This is a genomic window from Streptomyces sp. NPDC059989 (assembly GCF_042736975.1).
In the GTDB taxonomy this organism is placed as follows: Bacteria; Actinomycetota; Actinomycetes; order Streptomycetales; family Streptomycetaceae; genus Streptomyces.
The window spans coordinates 151,697-168,886 of sequence record NZ_JBHWUO010000017.1; the positions used below are offsets into that span (position 1 = coordinate 151,697).

General features: G+C 75.3%; 15 protein-coding genes and 1 tRNA gene. 6 read left to right on the forward strand and 10 right to left on the reverse strand.

What is annotated here, in order from left to right:
• Nucleotides 1-6: 6 nt before the first annotated feature.
• From ACFWBN_RS17800 to ACFWBN_RS17820, 5 genes are all read right to left on the reverse strand, one after another.
• Nucleotides 7-906, reverse strand: a complete 900-nt coding sequence (locus ACFWBN_RS17800) for an NAD-dependent epimerase/dehydratase family protein (RefSeq protein WP_385177559.1) — start codon at nucleotides 904-906, stop codon at nucleotides 7-9.
• Complete coding sequence (locus ACFWBN_RS17805; RefSeq protein ID WP_385177561.1) at nucleotides 903-2,114, reverse strand: cytochrome P450; 1,212 nt, start codon at nucleotides 2,112-2,114, stop codon at nucleotides 903-905. The genes ACFWBN_RS17800 and ACFWBN_RS17805 overlap by 4 nt, the downstream gene beginning before the upstream one ends.
• A 128-nt stretch (nucleotides 2,115-2,242) precedes the next feature.
• A complete protein-coding gene (locus ACFWBN_RS17810; RefSeq protein ID WP_385177563.1) occupies nucleotides 2,243-3,718 on the reverse strand; it encodes a class I adenylate-forming enzyme family protein in 1,476 nt (491 codons plus the stop codon).
• Entirely contained in the window at nucleotides 3,718-4,467 is a 750-nt protein-coding gene (locus tag ACFWBN_RS17815) for a glycosyltransferase (protein ID WP_385177565.1), read from the reverse strand. The genes ACFWBN_RS17810 and ACFWBN_RS17815 overlap by 1 nt, the downstream gene beginning before the upstream one ends.
• The gene (locus tag ACFWBN_RS17820) at nucleotides 4,464-5,486 is read right to left on the reverse strand and encodes a 3-oxoacyl-ACP synthase III family protein (RefSeq protein WP_385177567.1); all 1,023 of its coding nucleotides are present in this window, start codon (nucleotides 5,484-5,486) and stop codon (nucleotides 4,464-4,466) included. The genes ACFWBN_RS17815 and ACFWBN_RS17820 overlap by 4 nt, the downstream gene beginning before the upstream one ends.
• Nucleotides 5,487-5,788: 302 nt before the next feature.
• On the opposite strand from ACFWBN_RS17820, the gene ACFWBN_RS17825 reads away from it, so the two are divergent.
• Nucleotides 5,789-7,849 (forward strand): phosphocholine-specific phospholipase C, encoded by a 2,061-nt coding sequence (locus ACFWBN_RS17825; RefSeq protein ID WP_385177569.1) that lies wholly within the window; start codon nucleotides 5,789-5,791, stop codon nucleotides 7,847-7,849.
• Here ACFWBN_RS17825 and ACFWBN_RS17830 read toward each other — a convergent pair.
• Nucleotides 7,836-8,558: a hypothetical protein gene (locus tag ACFWBN_RS17830; protein WP_385177571.1), complete on the reverse strand. Its 723-nt coding sequence runs from the start codon at nucleotides 8,556-8,558 to the stop codon at nucleotides 7,836-7,838. The genes ACFWBN_RS17825 and ACFWBN_RS17830 overlap by 14 nt on opposite strands.
• Before the next feature lie 73 nt (nucleotides 8,559-8,631).
• Between ACFWBN_RS17830 and ACFWBN_RS17835 the strand changes: the two genes are divergently transcribed.
• On the forward strand, nucleotides 8,632-9,387 hold the full coding sequence (locus ACFWBN_RS17835) for an alpha/beta fold hydrolase (RefSeq protein WP_385177573.1): 756 nt from the start codon (nucleotides 8,632-8,634) through the stop codon (nucleotides 9,385-9,387).
• A gap of 55 nt (nucleotides 9,388-9,442) precedes the next feature.
• Here ACFWBN_RS17835 and ACFWBN_RS17840 read toward each other — a convergent pair.
• A tRNA-His gene (locus ACFWBN_RS17840) sits at nucleotides 9,443-9,515 on the reverse strand.
• Between the two features lie 74 nt (nucleotides 9,516-9,589).
• Nucleotides 9,590-10,336 carry a hypothetical protein gene (locus ACFWBN_RS17845; RefSeq protein WP_385177575.1) on the reverse strand — a complete coding sequence of 249 codons (747 nt, stop codon included), beginning with the start codon at nucleotides 10,334-10,336 and terminating at the stop codon, nucleotides 9,590-9,592.
• Nucleotides 10,337-10,631: 295 nt separating this feature from the next.
• On the opposite strand from ACFWBN_RS17845, the gene ACFWBN_RS17850 reads away from it, so the two are divergent.
• Together ACFWBN_RS17850 and ACFWBN_RS17855 are read left to right on the forward strand one after the other, a co-directional pair.
• Nucleotides 10,632-11,477 carry a LysR family transcriptional regulator gene (locus tag ACFWBN_RS17850; protein WP_385177577.1) on the forward strand — a complete coding sequence of 282 codons (846 nt, stop codon included), beginning with the start codon at nucleotides 10,632-10,634 and terminating at the stop codon, nucleotides 11,475-11,477.
• Nucleotides 11,478-11,524: 47 nt separating this feature from the next.
• Entirely contained in the window at nucleotides 11,525-12,667 is a 1,143-nt protein-coding gene (locus ACFWBN_RS17855; protein WP_385177609.1) for a M24 family metallopeptidase, read from the forward strand.
• Nucleotides 12,668-12,679: 12 nt separating this feature from the next.
• Here ACFWBN_RS17855 and treZ read toward each other — a convergent pair whose 3' ends face one another.
• The gene (gene treZ, locus ACFWBN_RS17860; RefSeq protein ID WP_385177579.1) at nucleotides 12,680-14,428 is read right to left on the reverse strand and encodes a malto-oligosyltrehalose trehalohydrolase; all 1,749 of its coding nucleotides are present in this window, start codon (nucleotides 14,426-14,428) and stop codon (nucleotides 12,680-12,682) included.
• Nucleotides 14,429-14,538: 110 nt separating this feature from the next.
• On the opposite strand from treZ, the gene ACFWBN_RS17865 reads away from it, so the two are divergent.
• Nucleotides 14,539-15,102, forward strand: a complete 564-nt coding sequence (locus ACFWBN_RS17865) for an FHA domain-containing protein (protein WP_385177581.1) — start codon at nucleotides 14,539-14,541, stop codon at nucleotides 15,100-15,102.
• Nucleotides 15,103-15,152: 50 nt separating this feature from the next.
• Nucleotides 15,153-15,677 (forward strand): GNAT family N-acetyltransferase, encoded by a 525-nt coding sequence (locus ACFWBN_RS17870; protein ID WP_385177583.1) that lies wholly within the window; start codon nucleotides 15,153-15,155, stop codon nucleotides 15,675-15,677.
• On the opposite strand, the gene ACFWBN_RS17875 is transcribed toward ACFWBN_RS17870, so the two are convergent.
• Nucleotides 15,656-16,963, reverse strand: a complete 1,308-nt coding sequence (locus ACFWBN_RS17875; RefSeq protein WP_385177612.1) for a M14 family zinc carboxypeptidase — start codon at nucleotides 16,961-16,963, stop codon at nucleotides 15,656-15,658. The genes ACFWBN_RS17870 and ACFWBN_RS17875 overlap by 22 nt on opposite strands.
• Nucleotides 16,964-17,190 lie beyond the last annotated feature (227 nt).

Sequence of the window (17,190 nt, forward strand, 5' to 3'; positions counted from 1 at the left end):
CCGCAATCACCGGGCCACGGACGCCAGATGGTCCGCCAGGGTCCGGTGCGGGGTCCAGCCCCGGGAGCGGGCCCGGGTCAGGTCCAGGACCACCGGGTGGGCCAGCTGGTCCACCGCGTAGCGGCTCAGGGCCGGTTCGGTGGTGGCCACGGCCTCCGCGAGGCGGGCCGCCGTACGGGCCACCCCGAGCGGCAGGTGCCGGATCCGGGCCCGGACGCCGTGCGCGCGCAGGACCCGGCGGATGGCCTCGTCGCGGGCGTAGGGCTCGGCGTCGGCCACGTTGTAGGCGCCCGGGGGCCAGCCGGCGGCCGCCAGGCAGGCCTCGGCGAGGTTCTCCACCGCCGTGAGGCTGAGCCGGACGTCCGGCCCCGGCAGCAGCAGGGTCCCGGCCCGGACCCGGGAGAGCAGCCGGGGGAGCAGCTGGGTGTCCCCGGGGCCGTAGACGGCCCGCGGGCGCAGCACCACCGCGCCGGCGGCCAGCGCCAGGGCCTCGCCCGCCGCCTTCGTCCGCCCGTAGGCGTTGAGGTGGCGGCCGCGCGGATGGTCCTCGCGGACCAGACCGCGGTCCAGGTGCGGGTCGTAGACGCTGGCGCTGCTCACCCAGACCACCGGCCGGCCGCCCGCCGCGCGCAGCAGGCGCTGCGTGCCGGCGACGTTGACGGCGTGCATCAGCCTCTCGGCGGCGGAACGGGGTGCCGGATCGCCCACCGCGGCCGCGCAGTGCACCACCAGGTCCGTCCCCGAGAGGTCCGGCTCGCCGAGCGCGGCGTCCCAGAAGCGGTGTTCCCCCAGGGGGCCGGGCCGGCGGCCCACGCAGACCACCTCCGCCCCGTGGGCGGCGGCTGCCCGGGCCACGTGCCCGCCGCAGAAGCCGCTCGCCCCGGTCACCGCGATGCGGATGCTCATGCGCGGGCCTCCACCGTCAGGGTGCGCCAGCCGGGCAGAGCCGCCCGCCGGTCCACCCGGGCCCGCGTCACCACCGGCCGGTACGGGGCCAGCGCCGCCAGTACGTCGGCCAGCTGGACCTGCGCCAGCCGGGCCCCGGGGCAGACGTGCGGCCCGGCGCCGAACACCAGCCGGGCGGTCCCCGCACCGGCCGGGCGGCGGGCATCGGGGTCCCGCCGGTGCGCCCCGGCCGCATGCCGGGCGACCAGCAGCAGCCGGTCGCCGGCGCGCACCGGGCAGCCGCCGACGGACCCTTCCGAGGCGGCGACGCGGGGCAGCAGCGGCGAGGCCGCTGTGACCCGCAGCAGCTCGTCGGCGAGCGCCGGGCGCAGCGCCGGGTCGGCGGCCTGCTCCCACAGGCCGGCGTCGGCGCACCAGGCCACGGCCCGGGGCAGCGCGGCGACGGTGGTGTTGACGGCGGCCACCGCCACCATGGCGGCCGGCGCCGCGTCGACCGGTTGTGCCGCGGCCGGTCCGGCGGCTGCCCCTTCCGCGCCCGGCCCCGCGTCGGTCGGCCTTGCTCCGCCCCGACCGGTGTGGGCCGACCGCGTATCTGACGGGTCCTCCGCGCCCGGTGCCAGCAGCCCGCGGAGCCGGTCCGCGGCCCGGACCGCGGCGGCCTCCGCGCGCGGGCGGCGCGGCCCGGGCAGGTGGCTGCGTACGGAAGCGGCCGCGGCCTCGGCGGCCGCCGCGGCCACGGCCCGCGGATCGGCGTCCGCGTCCAGCAGCGCGCAGACCACCGCCCCGGCCAGCTCCCGGGCGAGCCCGACGAGGTCCACCTCCCCGCCGCGCGCGAGCGGCGCGAGGTGGCGTACGAGCAGCGGCTGCCACGCCGAGCGCAGCCGCTCCACCCCGGCCGCGCCGAGCTGCCCGGCGAGGTCCCGCCGGTCCGCCCGGTGCCCGCTGCCCTCCTGGTCGAACAGCACGCCCCCGCCGCCCGCCAGCGCGGCCCGCGCGGCGCCCCCGGTCGTACCGGCCGCCGTACGGTCCAGCGCTAGCCGGGTCAACGCCTCCCGGTAGGCCTCCGCGTCGTGCACGAGCAGCGTCCCCCCGATCCGCCGCACGGGCCGCCCGCGGGTGGCGGCGAGCAGCCCGAACAGCAGGGGATGGCTGCGCAGATAGACCCGGCGATCACGCCGCCGGGCGCGGGCGTGGGACATGGTGCTCATCGGGGGCGTACCTCCTGATGTCAGCCCCGCCTGGGGGTCCCCCCGGACGGAGTCTGGGGGAGATTGAGGCGCGGGGGTACGGGGGCGGAGCCCCCGCAGGGGTTCGGGGCCGAGCCCCGGGACGGGGGTCATACCGTGTGGCCGAGGCGTTGCGCCGCAAGGGCCGCGGTGGCCGCGCGGTCCGGTTTGCGGGAGCGGCCCGACAGGGGGATCCGGGCGAAGACGAGGGCGTCGGGACGGGCCGTGCCCATCCGGTCGAGCGGGCCCGACAGGGCGGTGCGCAGGGCGGCCTCGGCCGCGCCGCGCTGCGGCTGGACGACGGCCACGAGCCGTTCGTCCCCGTCGCCCGCCGGGACCCCGACCAGGACGGCCAGCTCCACCCCCGGGACCTGGAGGGCCGGTTCGTACAGGCCCGGGTAGATGTTCTCCGCCCGCCGCAGCACCATGTCCTTGACCCGGCCTTCGAGGACGATCCGGCCCGTCCCGTCCAGCCGCGCCCGGTCGCCCGTACGGACCCACGCGTCGGGCTCCTCGCCGAGGTAGCGGTCCCGGGCCGCGGCTCCGGCCAGGAGCAGCTGCCCGTCCGCGTCGGGCTTGGCGACGACACCCGGCAGCGGGGCGCCCACCAGGTCGCCCGGGCCCTCGAAGGCGGCCTTCTCCCGGGCCTCGACCGCGGCCGCGGGGAACAGCTCGGTGAGCGCGTACACCCCCCACGCCTGCGCCGCGCCCGCGCCCCGCACCCGCTCCAGCAGCTCCGCGCTCGCGGGCGCCGAGCCCGTCCACACCCGCCCGTGGAAGCGGGCCCGTACGCGCAGGGCGTCGCGCAGCTGCGGCGGGGTCAGATAGGTGTCCTGCGGCCGCAGCCGGTGCAACTGCCGTGCCAGGACCCGGGGTTCGCGGGCCGGCAGGGCGACGGGCGCGCCGCGCGTGAGCGAGGGGACCAGGACGAAGAAGGTGCCGCCGAGCACCGGATCGTCCCCGTGCGCGTCGAACAGCGAGGTCACGGTGGCCATGCCGGCGGCCAGGCTCGACCGGGTGTGGACCACGGCCCGGGGCTGCGAGGTGGTCCCCGAGGTGAAGACGATCACCGCGTCCCCGTCGTGGTCCCGGGGCACGGGGACGCCCGTACGCGGCGCGGTCAGGTCCAGTGCGGGGGCGCAGCCCGGCAGCCGGCGCCCGACCGTGGCCACCGGCCCCAGCTCGGCCAGGTCCGGCAGCGCGAGCCGGGCCCGCCGGGCCAGCGGCCGGGCCCAGCCCGCCACCGCCTGCGCGGCCGCGTCGGCCAGCACCAGCGAGGGCCGGGCCAGCGCCAGCCGGGCCCGCAGCACGTCGGGCCCCGCGCCGGGGTCGAGTACGGCCCCGCGCAGCCCCAGCCGCCACAGCGCGAGCAGCACGGCGAGGGCCCGCGGCCCGGGGCGTACGGCGACGCCGACGGTGTCCCCGGCGCGCAGTCCGCGCGCGTGCAGCGCGGCGGCGAACGCGTCGGACAGCTCGGCGAGTTCGCCGCGGGTGGCGCGGACCCGCGGTGCGCCGGACCGGGTGGCGGTGAGCACGGCGGGCCGCTCGGGGCGGCTGCGCAGCGCGTGGTCGAGGCGGTCCAGCATCAGCGGGGATCCGTTCCGTGCGTACCGCTGCCCTGGTCGAGGTACCAGCGGGCGGTACCGGCGATCCCGTAGGCCCGCAGGCGCCGCGTGGAGTTCTCCACGACCATGTCCCGGCAGTGCGTGATCCGGTCGGTGTGGCGGCGTACGGCGTTCAGGAAGAGCCGGTCGGTCGGCGAGGGGCGCCGGGGCATGCCGCCCACGGCCAGGTACAGCTCGGCGGTGATGGCCATGTTGTTGCCGGCGTGCATCCGGTAGGGGGCCCGGAAGCCCTTGCGGCGCGCGTGCTCGGGCCGCAGCCGCCCGAAGAGCGCGGCGAGCGCCACGAGCAGGGCGAAGCCGGCCCGGCCGAGCGGCCCGTGCTCGTCGCGCCGCGCGGTGACCCGCCCGCACACCAGCCCGGGCCGGTCCGTGAGGGCGGTCCGGGCGGCGCGGGTCCAGCCGGGACGGGGCAGGCAGTCGGCGTCCGTGCGGGCGAGCAGCGCCGCGCCGCGGCCGATCGCGTACCGGAAACCGGTGTCCACGGCCGAGCCGACCCCCTTCTCCGGCTCCTCGATCACCTCCACCGGGAAGGGCGCGCCCGCCGCGAACTCCCGGGCGATCGCGCCGGTGTGGTCGGCGGAGGCGTTGTCGACCACGAGCAGGGTGAAGTCCCGGTCCCGCTGCGCGGCCAGCGCCCGCAGGGTCTGCGCGAGGCGGGCCTCCTCCTCGTGCGCGGGCACGACCACCCACATGCGCGGCCCCGCGCTCATGACTTCTCCCAGACCATCGTCATGATGCTGATCCCGCCGCCGAGGCCCACGAACAGCACCCGCTCCCCGGCGGCGAGTTCCGCGTACACCCGGTCCAGCTGGACGCCGATGCTCGCGCTCGCGACGTTCCCGAGCTCGGGCACGGTCACCACCAGCTTCTCCGCGGGCACCCCGGTCAGCTCCGCGAACCGCTCCAGGTACGGCACCGTCACCTGGTGCACGAGCACCTTGGCGAAGCCGTCCCAGTCCATCCCCGTCCGGTGCAGCGTCCGGTCGATGACGGCGGTGCCCACCTTCTCGAAGACGCCCCGCAGTTCGTGCCCGTCCCCGCGGAAATAGGTGTACGCATCCCCGCGCGGGTGGCGCGAACCGCCGCCCGGGATGCCCCCGACCTCCCAGTGCTCGGAGTGGGTCTCGCTGTCCACGTCGAGGATCCCGCCCCGCTCCACGGCCTCCACGACCACGGCCGCCCCCGCGTCGCCGAAGGTGTAGCCGGCGAAGCCGTCGCGGAACTCCGCGAGGCCGGCGGGGGAGCGCCGGACGGCCCGGCTCGGGGTCTCCCCGGTGACCACCAGGGCCCGCCGCGCCCGCCCCGACAGGATCATCGACCGGGCGAGGTCGAGGCCGTTCACGAAGCTGTTGCAGGCGTTGGTCACGTCCAGGACGTGGGCCCGCGAGCCCAGCTCGGCCTGCACGATGTGCGCGGTGGCGGGCTCGACCAGGTCGCGGGAGGCCGAGGCGAAGAGCAGCAGGTCGATGTCGAGCGGGCCGAGTCCGGCCGCGTCCAGCGCCCGCCGGGCGGCGCCCACCGCGAGGGTGGACGCGTACACGCCCTCGCCCGCGACACGGCGGGTGACGATCCCGGTGGCCTGCCGCAGCAGCCTCGGCGGCAGGGTGAGGCCGCTGCGGCGGGCCACCTCCCGCTGGAGGTCGTCCGAGGACAGGACCTCCTCGGGCAACAGGGTGCCGACGGCGGTTATCCCGGCGCGCGGCCGGCGGTCACTCGGCTGAAAGGGCATGCCCACACGATGACAAGCCGGCATCTCCCGGTCCTGAGTACGGATGCTCAGATCGGCGCGGAGGCCGGATGAGTACCCCAGGTCACCAGGACCTGCGTGAAGTGGGGGGACTCCGGGGGCTGTTGGTCGGAGGGTGGTTCGCCTACCGTCTGCGCCAGACGCGCGGGCCGGCCGGGAGCGACCTTCCGTTCTCCGGCTGTACGGCCAGGTGTCAGACAAGGATCTCCGTCCGGTCCACCGGGGCCGCTGTCCTTGGGGCGCCCCTCGACTCCCCCCTCCTCACCCGCAGAGGTCGTCACGCCATGGCAGAACTCAACCGCCGCAGGTTCCTCCAGATCGCCGGCGGCACCGCGGCCGCCGCGATGCTCAACGAGAGCATCGCGCGCGCCGCCGCCATCCCGGCGCAGGGCACCACCGGAACGATCCAGGACATCGAGCACGTCGTCGTCCTGATGCAGGAGAACCGTTCCTTCGACCAGTACTTCGGCACGATGAAGGGCGTCCGCGGCTTCGGCGACCCGCGCCCGGTCCTCCAGGACAACGGCAAGTCGGTCTTCTACCAGTCCAACGGGACGAAGGACATCCTTCCCTTCAACCCGCAGGTCAACGACCTCGGCATGCAGTTCGTCGAGGGCCTGAACCACGACTGGGCCGGCGGCCACGCGGCGTACAACAACGGCAAGTACGACAAGTGGGTGCCGGCCAAGACGGCCACCACCATGTCGTACATGAAGCGGAACGACATCCCGTTCCACTACGCCCTCGCCGACGCCTTCACCGTCTGCGACGCCTACCACTGCTCCTTCATCGGCGCCACCGACCCGAACCGCTACTACATGTGGACCGGCTACACGGGCAACGACGGCACCGGCGGCGGCCCGGTCCTCGGAAACCAGGAGGCCGGGTACGGCTGGAAGACCTACCCCGAGCGCCTGGAGTCCGCCGGGGTCTCCTGGAAGGTCTACCAGGACATCGGCGACGGCCTGAACGCGGCCGGCTCCTGGGGCTGGATCAGCGACGCCTTCCGCGGCAACTACGGCGACAACTCGCTGCTGTACTTCAACAACTACCGGGGCGCCCAGCCCGGCAGCGCCCTCTACGAGAAGGCCCGTACGGGCACCAACGTCAAGGCCGGCGACGGCTACTTCGACCGCCTGCGCGCCGACGTGGCGGCCGGCACCCTGCCCCAGGTCTCCTGGATCGCCGCCCCGGAGGCCTTCAGCGAGCACCCGAACTGGCCGGTGAACTTCGGCGCCTGGTACATCTCGCAGGTCCTCGACGCGCTCACCTCGAACCCGGCGGTCTGGGCGAAGACGGCCCTCTTCATCACCTACGACGAGAACGACGGCTTCTTCGACCACGTGGTCCCGCCGTACCCGCCGGCCTCCTCGGCGTGGGGCCTGTCCACGGCGAGCGTCACCGGCGACCTCTACAACGGGGGCGGCGGCTACGCGGCCGGACCGTACGGGCTCGGCCCGCGCGTCCCGATGATCGTGGTCTCCCCGTGGAGCAAGGGCGGCTACGTCTGCTCCGAGACCTTCGACCACACCTCGGTGATCCGCTTCATGGAGAAGCGCTTCGGCGTGCAGGAGCCCAACATCTCGCCGTGGCGCCGCGCCGTCTGCGGCGACCTGACCTCGGCCTTCGACTTCAGCCGGGCCGACGCGACCCCCGCGGCCCTGCCGTCCACCGCGGGCTACATCCCGCCGGACCACAACACCCACCCGTCCTACCACCCGGTCCCGCCGGCCACGGGCACGCTGCCGAAGCAGGAGGCCGGCGCCAAGCCGACCCGCGCCCTCGGCTACAGCCCGTACGTGGACGGCAAGGCCACGGTGTCCACCGGCAAGTTCACCCTGACCTTCTCCTCCGGCCCCGCACTGGGCGCCCACTTCCACAGCACCTCGGGCAACCGTACGGACGGCCCCTGGCCCTACACGGTCGAGGCCGGCAAGACCCTCGCGGACACCTGGTCCACCAGCAGCTCCACCGGCAATCAGATCAACCTCACGGTGTGGGGCCCCAACGGCTTCCTGCGCACCTGGACGGGCCCGGCGAAGAAGGCCGGCCCCGAGGTCACGGCCCGCCACGCGGACTCCACCGGCAACCTGGCCCTGACCCTGACCAACACCGGCACGGCGGCGGTCAACCTCACGGTGACCAACGCCTACGGCGGCGCGGCCCAGACCCTCAGGGTCGCGGCGGGCGGCTCGGTCTCCCACACGGTCGACCTCGCCGGCACGGGCCGCTGGTACGACGTCAAGGTCGTCTCCGACGCGGACACCACCTTCCTGCGCCGCTTCGCAGGCCACGTCGAAACGGGCGCCCCGGGCGTCTCCGACCCGGCGATCAAGACCGTCTGATCCGGTCCTCCGGTACGCGCAGCAGCCGCCGCTCCAGGACCGGGAGGTCGCGGGGGCGGTGGCTGCGGGCGTGCCGGAGCAGCCGGTCGCGGGCCGTGTCCGGCACGCGCCGCCGCTTGGGGTGGCGGGTGGTGAACTCCTCGCTCGCGAAGAACCGCACCGCGCCGTCCAGGCCCGCCCGGTCCGTCTCCCGTACCGCCCAGGCCAGTTCCTCCGTCGGCGCCCCGGCCAGCAGCCGCTCGGGAGCGCGTTCGGCCAGCAGCCACGCGGCGTCCCGCGGCTCCTGGCGTACGGTGCCCAGCCAGCGGAACACCACGCCCAGCGGCACTCCGCGCGGCCGGTCCGGCTCCTCCTCGCCCCGCGCCAGGGCCTCGGCGTACTCCCGCAGCCCCTCGGGCGCCGCAATCGCCCACCGGACCCGGTGCCGGGCCGGGATCCCCTCGGGGGACAGCGGGTCGAGCAGGCGTACGAGCTCGGGGGTGATGGGAGCCGGGCTCCATTCCCCCTGGCACATGCAACCGACCGGCCCGCCGTCGTAGGGGTCCGTGGGGTGCTCGGCGTGCCGGTCGTACGGCCGCACGGCCCGCACCTCGGCGATCTCCGCCGGATCGCTGACCTCGTAGCTCCGCGGGTGGTGCGGGTGGCGCGCCCCGTCGCCCCGCGAGAAGTCCCCCATGACCAGCGGCTCGGTGCCGGATGTCGGTTTCACGGTGTGATGGTAGGCCCGCTGGGCAGAAGGTACGGCGTCGGTTTTCTCCACACCCGTCACCGAGGGAGAACGCATGGCCATCGCCCACCGCAGGATCGGCACAGGCCCCGTCCGCGTCATCGTGCTGCACGACTGGTTCGGCACCTCCGCCAACTGGGGCTCCGTCCTGGACTACCTGGACCCGCACGGGTTCTCGTACGCCTTCCTCGACTACCGCGGCTACGGCGACCGCCGGGACGTCCCCGGCCGCCACACCCTCCCGGAGATCGCCGACGACGTCCTCGAACTCGCCGACCAGCTCGGCTGGGACACCTTCTCCCTCCTCGGCCACTCCATGGGCGGCAAGGCGGCCCAGCAGGTCCTGGTCCGCGCCCCCGAGCGCATCGAGAAGCTGATCGGGCTCACCCCGGTCCCGGCCGCGCCCTACGAGATGGACGACGCGACCCACGCCCTCTTCTACGGGGCCGCCGAGGACCCCGAGAAGCGCCGGACCATCCTCGACCTGGTCACCGGCCACCGCGCGAGCCGCCACTGGCTGGAGCGCATGGTCGCCCACTCCCTGGCCGTCTCCCGCCCCGAGGCCTTCGCCGGATACCTCGCGAGCTGGCAGCCGCTCGACCTGTCCTCCGCCGTGAAGGGCAACACCGTCCCCGTGCTGGTCCTCATCGGCGAGTACGACCTCGCGCTGACCGCCGACGTCATGCGCGCGACCTGGCAGACCTGGTACCCGAACTCCCGCATCCGCACCCTCCCGGGCGCCGGCCACTACCCGCCCCACGAGACACCGGTGGCCTTCGCCACCGAGGTGGAGGCCTTCCTCCGGGACTAGGCGGAAAAGCCCGTAGGGGCACGAGGAAGACCTCGTGCCCCTACGGGACCAACAGGGTGAGTGACGGGACTTGAACCCGCGGCCACCTGGACCACAACCAGGTGCTCTACCAACTGAGCTACACCCACCACGAAGGGCGGCGGACCACCCGTTCGATGTGCATGCACAGCATAGCCGATCAGCGGGGTGGTCCTGCGACGCGTTATTCCGCTACGGCGGAGACCGGGGCGGCCGCGGCCGCGTGCGCGACGGCCGCCGCGGCGAGGGCCCGGACGATCGGGTGCGGCTGGGTCCCGTCCCCGTGCAGCTCCGGCTGGAAGAGCGTGGCCAGGAAGAAGGGGTGCCCCGGCAGCTCGACGATCCGCACCTGGCCGTCCTCGTCGTGCCCCGACAGCCGCAGCCCGTGCGCGGCGAGCGCGGGAAGGTGCCGGGGAGCGGGCCCGTAGTTGCAGTGGTAGTGCTCCATCGACCGCTCCGCGCCGAGCGAGGACTCGGCGAGCGAGCCGGGCTCGGCGCGTACGGGGCCCTGGTGTCCGACGAGGGAGCAGGCGAGCGGGGCGATCAGCAGGTCGTCCGCCCCGGGGTCGTTCTCGGCGTGCGCGGCGTCGGCGAGGCCGCAGACCGTGCGGGCGTACTCCAGCAGCGTGTGCTGGAAGCCGCCGCAGGTGCCGAGGAAGGGGATCCCCTCCTCCCGCGCCACCCGGATGGCGGCCAGCGCCCCGGCCTCGCTGGCGTACGGGCTGCCGGGCAGCACCCACACGGCGTCGAACCGCGCGAGCGTCCCGGCGGCGGCCTCGGCCGCCGCGTCGGCGGTGGGGATCCAGTAGGCGTCGAGGACGAGCCCGTCGCGGGAGGCGAGGGCGTCGAGCAGGACGGGGATCCGGGTGTGGGACTTCACATGGGGGGAGCGGTCGCCGACGAGGGCGATCCGGGCGATGGCGGTGGTCATGGGGATCATCCTGCGGTTGGATTCCGGTTCAGCGCCAACGATTGTTTGTGCATGGTCGATAAGCGGTGCTGATGTGCGGGTACAAGATCGGGGCTCCGCCCCGGACCCTCCCCCAGACTCCGTCCGGGGGGACCCCCACGCCTCAAACGCCGGCGAGGCTGAAATTGCCCTGCGGGCAATCCAGCCCAGCCAGGCGGACGGCAGCAGCCAAATCCAGCCCCGCCGGCGTTTGAGGCGCGGGGTCTGGGGCGGAGCCCCGGCAGCGGCGCCGCAGGGGCGCGTCATGCTGGGGCCCATGGATCCGCATCTGCTGCGCACCTTCGTGGCCGTCACCCGGCTCGGCTCCTTTTCCGGCGCCGCCCGGGAGCTCGGCTACACCCAGTCCGCCGTGTCCCAGCACATCGCCGCCCTGGAGGGTGATCTGCGGGTCGAGCTGCTCACGCGGCGGCCCGTGGCGCCGACGCCGGCCGGGGTGCGGCTGCTGGAGCACGCCGCGCCGCTGCTGCTGCGGCTCGACGCCGCGCGGGCCGACGTGCTGCGGCTGGCCGCCGCCCCGCCCGGGCGGGTCACCCTTGCCGCGTCCCCGCTCGCCGTCGGCCCCCGGCTGCTGGCCGCCCTGCCCGCCACCGGGATCACCCTGCGCGTGCTGCCGCCGGCCGAGGTGCCCGCCGCCGTCGCCACCGGGGACTGTGATCTCGGCCTCGTCGACGGACCGGCCGCCCCCAGCGATCCGCTGCGGCTGCCCGATGTGGCCCCGCTCACCGTGACCAGTGTGGGGGAGGAGGAGCTGGCCGTGCTGCTGCCCGCCGGGCATCCCTTCGCCGGGCGGGCCGCCCTCCGGATGGACGACCTCACCGACGCGCGCTGGCTGGACGCCCCGGGCGTGGGCCTTCCGCTCACCGCCGCCCGGACCGCCGCCCGCTACGAGGGCACCGACCTGCTGGCCCTCTGCGCCCTCGCCGCCGCCGGGCACGGCCTCGTGCTGCTGCCGCGCCGTGTCGCCGAGGCCACCGGCGCGGGGGTCGCCGTACCGCTGTCCGCACCCCGCCTGGTGCACCGTACGGAACTGCTCTCGGCCGGAACTCCGACCGGCGCGGCCGCTGCGCTCGCCGCCCGGCTCGCGGCAGGATCCCCCGTATGACACCCGTGACTCCCGCAACTCCCGAGCCGACGCAGATGCAGATGCAGATGCAGACGCAGACGCAGACGCATACCGAACCGGCCCCCTTCACGGCCGCCGACTACGCCGCCCGGATGGCCGCGGCCGCGCAGACCGCCGCCGACGCGGGCCTGGCCGGGCTGCTGATCGCCCCCGGGCCCGACCTCGCGCACCTCACCGGCTACCGCCCCACCGCCGAGACCGAGCGGCTCACCCTGCTGGTGCTCGCCGCCGGCCAGGACCCGGTGCTCGTGGTGCCCGCCCTGGAGGCACCCGACGCCGCCAAGGCCCCGGGCGCCCCCGCGCTGACCCTGCGCGACTGGAGCGACGGGAAGAACCCGTACGCCGTGACCTCCCCGCTGCTGGACGTCGCCGGCCGCTTCGGAGTGAGCGACAACACCTGGGCCCTCCATCTCCTCGGCCTCCAGCGGGAGTTGCCCGCCACCTCCTACGTTCCCCTCACGGACTCCCTGCCCATGCTGCGCGCGGTGAAGGACGAGCGGGAGCTCGAGCGCCTCGCGGCCGCGGGCGCCGCCGCCGACGCGGCCTACGCCCAGGTCCTCCACCTCCCCTTCGCGGGCCGCCGGGAGACCGACGTCGCCGAGGAACTGGCCGCGCTGCTGCGCGTACACGGCCACTCCCAGGTCGACTTCACGGTCGTCGGCTCCGGACCCAACGGGGCCAACCCGCACCACGAGGCCGGGGAACGGGTCATCCAGCACGGCGACATGATCGTCCTCGACTTCGGCGGCCTGCGGTACGGCTACGGCTCCGACATCTCCCGCACCGTGCACGTCGGTGAGCCGACCGCCGAGGAGCAGCGGGTCCACGACATCGTCCGCGAGGCCCAGCAGGCCGGCGTGGCGGCGGTCCGGCCCGGGGTCTCCTGCCAGGAGGTGGACCGGGCGGCCCGCGCGGTGATCACCGAATTCGGCTACGGGGAGCGCTTCATCCACCGCACGGGCCACGGCATCGGCGTCACCACCCACGAGCCGCCGTACATGGTCGAGGGCGAGGAGCAGCCCCTCGTCCCCGGCATGTGCTTCTCCGTGGAGCCGGGCGTCTACCTGCCCGGCCGGTTCGGCGTCCGCATCGAGGACATCGTGACCGTCACCGAGGACGGCGGGCTGCGCCTGAACAACGCCCCGCGCGAGCTGGCGATCGTCGAGTAGCGCCTACGGACGTCACGGCCCCAGGACCACCGCCGACTCGCCCGGTACGTGGATCCGCCCGTCCGGACCGGGGTGTTCGAGCGGCTCCCACGCGGCGAGCACCCGCACGCCGTTGCGCCCCAGCGCGATCGTCGCCGGGTCGGGCGAGAGGTTCACCACCACCCGTACGTCGCCCCGCCGGAAGGTGATCCAGCGGCGCTCCTCGTCGTGGGCGACCCGGACCGCGGCCAGGTCCGGGTCGCGCAGGTCCGGGTGGGTGCGGCGGAGCGCGACGAGGGTGCGGTACCAGGCCAGCAGCCGGGCGGGCCCGGGCTGCCCGGGCTCCGCCCAGTCCAGGCAGGAGCGGTCCCGGGTGGCCGGGTCCTGCGGGTCGGGGATCTCTTCGGCCTTCCAGCCGTGCGCCGCGAACTCCCGGCGCCGGCCGGTCCGTACCGCCTCGGCGAGCTCCGGGTCGGGATGGTCCGTGAAGTACTGCCACGGCGTGGACGCTCCCCACTCCTCGCCCATGAACAGCATCGGCACGAAGGGTCCGGTCAGCGCGAGCGCGGCGGCGCAGGCCAGCAGCCCGGGGGAGAGGGAGGCGGAGAGCCGGTCGCCCAGTGCACGGTTGCCGATCTGGTCGTGGGTCTGGGTGTAGCCGAGGAAGCGGTGGGCCGGGGTCCGGCGGCGGTCGACGGGCCGGCCGTGGGTGCGGCCCCGGAAGGAGGACCAGGTCCCGTCGTGGAAGAAGGCCCGGGTCATGGTCTTGGCGAGGGCGGCGAGCGGGGCCTCGGCGAAGTCGGCGTAGTACGCCTGGGATTCACCGGTCAGCGCGCAGTGCAGGGCGTGGTGGAAGTCGTCGTTCCACTGGGCGTGCAGGCCCAGGCCGCCCGCCTCGCGCGGGGTGGTGGTGCGCGGATCGCAGCGGTCCGACTCGGCGATCAGGAACAGCGGCCTTCCGCTCTCCGCCGCCAACTCGTCCACCGCGGTGGCCAGTTCCTCCAGGAAGGTCAGCGCCCGTCCGTCGGCGAGCGCGTGCACGGCGTCGAGCCGCAGCCCGTCGATCCGGTAGTCGCGCAGCCAGGCGAGCGCGCTGCCGACGAGGTACGCCCGCACCTCGTCGGAGCCGGGCGCGTCCAGGTTCACCGCCGCGCCCCAGGGGGTGTGGTGGGTGTCGGTGAAGTACGGGCCGAAGGCCGGGAGGTGGTTGCCGGAGGGCCCGAGGTGGTTGTGGACCACGTCCAGCACCACGCCCAGCCCGGCGGCGTGCGCGGCCTCCACGAACCGGGCGAGGCCGGCCGGTCCGCCGTACGGCTCGTGCACCGCCCACGGCGCGACCCCGTCGTACCCCCAGCCGTGGCGCCCGGGGAAGGGGCAGACCGGCATCAGCTCCACGTGCGTGACCCCGAGGGCGGCGAGGTGCCCGAGGCGGGCGGCGGCGGCGTCGAAGGTGCCCTCGGGGGTGAAGGTGCCGATGTGCAGCTCGTACAGGACCGCGTCCTGGAGCGGGGTGCGGGGCGCGGCGGCCACCGGCGCGGGCAGCGCCTCGAAGTCGACCACCGCCGAGGGTCCGTCCGGCCCGTCCGGCAGCCGCCGCCCGCGCGGGTCCGGGCGCACGGCGGGACCGCCGTCCAGCAGGAACCCGTAGCGGCTCCCGTCGGCGGCCGGGGCCGTCACGGTCCACCAGCCGTCCCGGTCGCCGTCGCGTGCCATGTCGTATGTCGCGTCGTCGAGTCGCATGGCGACACGACCTGCCAAAGGTGCCCAGACCTCGAACTGCACGGACGGTCCCCTCGTCTCCGGCGGTGTCCAGCATGCGTATCCTGCCCATCATTCCGGGCGCGGCGGGGGAGTTCTGGACACTCCGCCCCCGACGGGCCGACAATCACCCTGTGACGTCGAGTTTCGAGTTCCCCGCCTTCCCCGCGCCGCGGCTGTCCGACGCCGAGCGCGACCGGGCGCTGGGCCAGCTCAGGGAGGGCGCCGCCCTCGGGAAGCTGTCCCACGACACGTTCCTGCGCCGGATGGAACTCGCCCTGGTCGCGCGCCGCTCCGAGGACCTCGCCGTCCTGACCGCGGACCTCCAGGCACGGGAGGCCGCCGAAAGCCCGTGGACCCGTCGGCTGTTCGGCTGGGTGGGCCGGGTCTCCGCCGTCTCGGTGGGCGTCCGGCGGGCGTGGGCCGTCGAGCGGCTGCCCAAGCTGCTGCTGCCGCACCCGAGCGCGGCGGCCCTGCGGATCGGCCGCGATCCGGGCAACGGGCTGCGGCTCAGCCACGAGACCGTCTCCCGGGCGCATGCGGAGCTGAGCCTGCACGACGGGGTGTGGGTGCTCAAGGACCTCGGCTCCACCAACGGGACCACCGTGAACGGCCACCGGGTGACGGGGTCGGCGGTGGTCAGGGACGGGGACCAGGTGGGCTTCGGGAAGATGATGTTCCGGCTGTCACAGCACTAGGGAGAGCCCCGGCGGTCCGCGGTGGGGAGCCACCGCGCAGGATGGCGTCCATGGACGACACGGAACACGCAGAACGCGCGGAACAGGCAGGACGCACGGAAGGCGCGGAGCACACGGAACGCATGCCCGTCGTGCGCCGCGCGCGCGTCGGGGACCTGCCCCGGCTCGTCGAGCTCATGCACGAGCACATCGCGTACGAGAGGTCGGCCCCGCGGCCGCCCGGGCTCGCCGAGCGGCTCGGGCCGCAGTTGTTCGCCGAGGACCCCGGGATGTGGGTGCTGCTCGCCGAGGTCCCGGACGGCACGGTCGTCGGATACGCCGCCTGCTCGGCCGAGTTCGCCTTCTGGGACGCCCGGCACTACCTCCACATGGACTGCCTCTACCTGGCCGGGGACGCCCGCGGCCACGGACTCGGGGCCGCCCTGATGGACGGGGTGACGGGCCTCGCCCGCGAGCTCGGCCTCGTCCAGGTCCAGTGGCAGACCCCCGACTGGAACGAGGGCGCGGTCCGCTTCTACGACCGGCTCGGAGCCACCGGCCTGCCCAAGCGGCGCTACGGGCTGTCCGTGGACTGAGGGCGCTGGGCCAGGAGGCGTTCGTACGCCGCCAGGACGGTGCGGGCCTGGTGTTCCACCTGGGTGGCCACCGGGACCCAGCGGGCCTGGAAGCGCGCCGCGAACTCCTCGCACCACCCCGTGACCAGCCGGTCCAGCCCGGGCGCCGCCGGATGGCCCTGGACGCGCAGGACGCGCAGCAGCATCGCGGCGGCGCGCAGCGACAGGCGCCGCCCGAAGGCGTCGATGCTGGCGATGTACGCCGCCGTGGCCTCGGCCGGAGCCCCGCTGCCGGCCCACTCGGCGGCGATCCGGGGGATGAGGGCGAGCGTCCAGTCCACCGCGCGCAGCAGGGGCGCCGCCGCCGGATCCTCGTACGGCAGCGGGCGGGGCCGGAAGGACTCCCGCATGCCGGCGACGAGCGCGGCGTCGGCGGAGAGCCGCCCGGCCAGCATGCGCAGGGCGCCGCGCGGGTCGGGATGCGGGGCCGGGTCGTCCACCAGGTCGGAGGCCCACATGGGGACTTCGACGATGGCGGTGGTGCCGGCGTACCGATGGGCGTGGTACCAGGTGCTGAGCCGGGTGTCCTCCGGGTGGAAGACGCCGGCGGCCTCGCTCCCGGGCTGCGGGATCACGAAGATCCCGGGCCCGGGGGAGGGCCAGCCGGCGGCGTCCGAGGCCCCGTTCTCGACCGGGATGCGCAGCTCGGCGGCCGATTTGCCGAAGGGCTCGGCGAGGCCGGGTATGTCCCGGGTGAGCTGCACCCAGGAGCCGCCGAGGTCGGTGGCGTGCAGGGAGACCTGGAGGACGGGCCGCAGCTCGTCGATGAGGGCCGTCAGGGCCAGGGTCTCCGGCGGCAGCCGGTCCGGGGGCAGTAAAGACGGCGCCCACTCGGGCTGTTCGGGGCCGGGCGGGCGGAAGAAGTTCCGGTGGTAGTCGAGGAGCGAGTAGGGGCGGGGCGTGCGGTGCAGGTCCGCGCCGTCCGGATCGGCGCAGAGCAGGAAGTGCCAGCCGCATCCGGCCCGGGGCGCCGGGTCGTGGAGCACGCGGCGGGCGAGGGAGAGGGCGGTCGCACCGCCGACGGGTTCGTTGGCGTGCGCGCCGGCGACGACGAGGACGTTCCGTTGTGCGGGCGTCGTGGCGGCGGCCCTGACCGGGCCGACGGAGAGCAGCCAGAGGGGCTGCCCGGCCCGCGAGGTCCCGGCCTGGCGGAGCCGGGCTTCGGCGGGGTGTTCGTCGGCCAGGGCGCGGGCCGCCAGGGCGAGTTCGTGCGGTGTGGGGTAGCGCATGTCACGGAGGAGGGTCACAAGGGATGCCATGCCCGCCGCGCACGCCCCCTACTGCTGCGCAGCGCCCGGACTTCCCAGTCCACGGCCCCAATCCGGCGTCCGTCCCCTGCGCCTCCAGCGCCGGCGGGGCTGGATGTGGTGCCGCTGGGTGGGTGCGCGCGGCTTCAGGCTCGGGGCTCCGCCCCGGACCCCGCGCCTCAAACGCCGGCGAGGCTGGATTTGGCCCGCTGCCGTCCGCCAGGCAC

Coding starts and splice junctions, on each gene's coding strand:
- ACFWBN_RS17855 (WP_385177609.1), top strand. CDS start 11,525: ATGCAGACGCAGACGCAGACGCATACCGAACCGGCCCCCTTCACGGCC.
- ACFWBN_RS17845 (WP_385177575.1), bottom strand. CDS start 10,336: ATGACCACCGCCATCGCCCGGATCGCCCTCGTCGGCGACCGCTCCCCC.
- ACFWBN_RS17835 (WP_385177573.1), top strand. CDS start 8,632: ATGGCCATCGCCCACCGCAGGATCGGCACAGGCCCCGTCCGCGTCATC.
- ACFWBN_RS17850 (WP_385177577.1), top strand. CDS start 10,632: ATGGATCCGCATCTGCTGCGCACCTTCGTGGCCGTCACCCGGCTCGGC.
- ACFWBN_RS17800 (WP_385177559.1), bottom strand. CDS start 906: ATGAGCATCCGCATCGCGGTGACCGGGGCGAGCGGCTTCTGCGGCGGG.
- ACFWBN_RS17870 (WP_385177583.1), top strand. CDS start 15,153: ATGGACGACACGGAACACGCAGAACGCGCGGAACAGGCAGGACGCACG.
- ACFWBN_RS17815 (WP_385177565.1), bottom strand. CDS start 4,467: ATGAGCGCGGGGCCGCGCATGTGGGTGGTCGTGCCCGCGCACGAGGAG.
- ACFWBN_RS17820 (WP_385177567.1), bottom strand. CDS start 5,486: ATGCCCTTTCAGCCGAGTGACCGCCGGCCGCGCGCCGGGATAACCGCC.
- ACFWBN_RS17825 (WP_385177569.1), top strand. CDS start 5,789: ATGGCAGAACTCAACCGCCGCAGGTTCCTCCAGATCGCCGGCGGCACC.
- ACFWBN_RS17810 (WP_385177563.1), bottom strand. CDS start 3,718: ATGCTGGACCGCCTCGACCACGCGCTGCGCAGCCGCCCCGAGCGGCCC.
- ACFWBN_RS17805 (WP_385177561.1), bottom strand. CDS start 2,114: ATGAGCACCATGTCCCACGCCCGCGCCCGGCGGCGTGATCGCCGGGTC.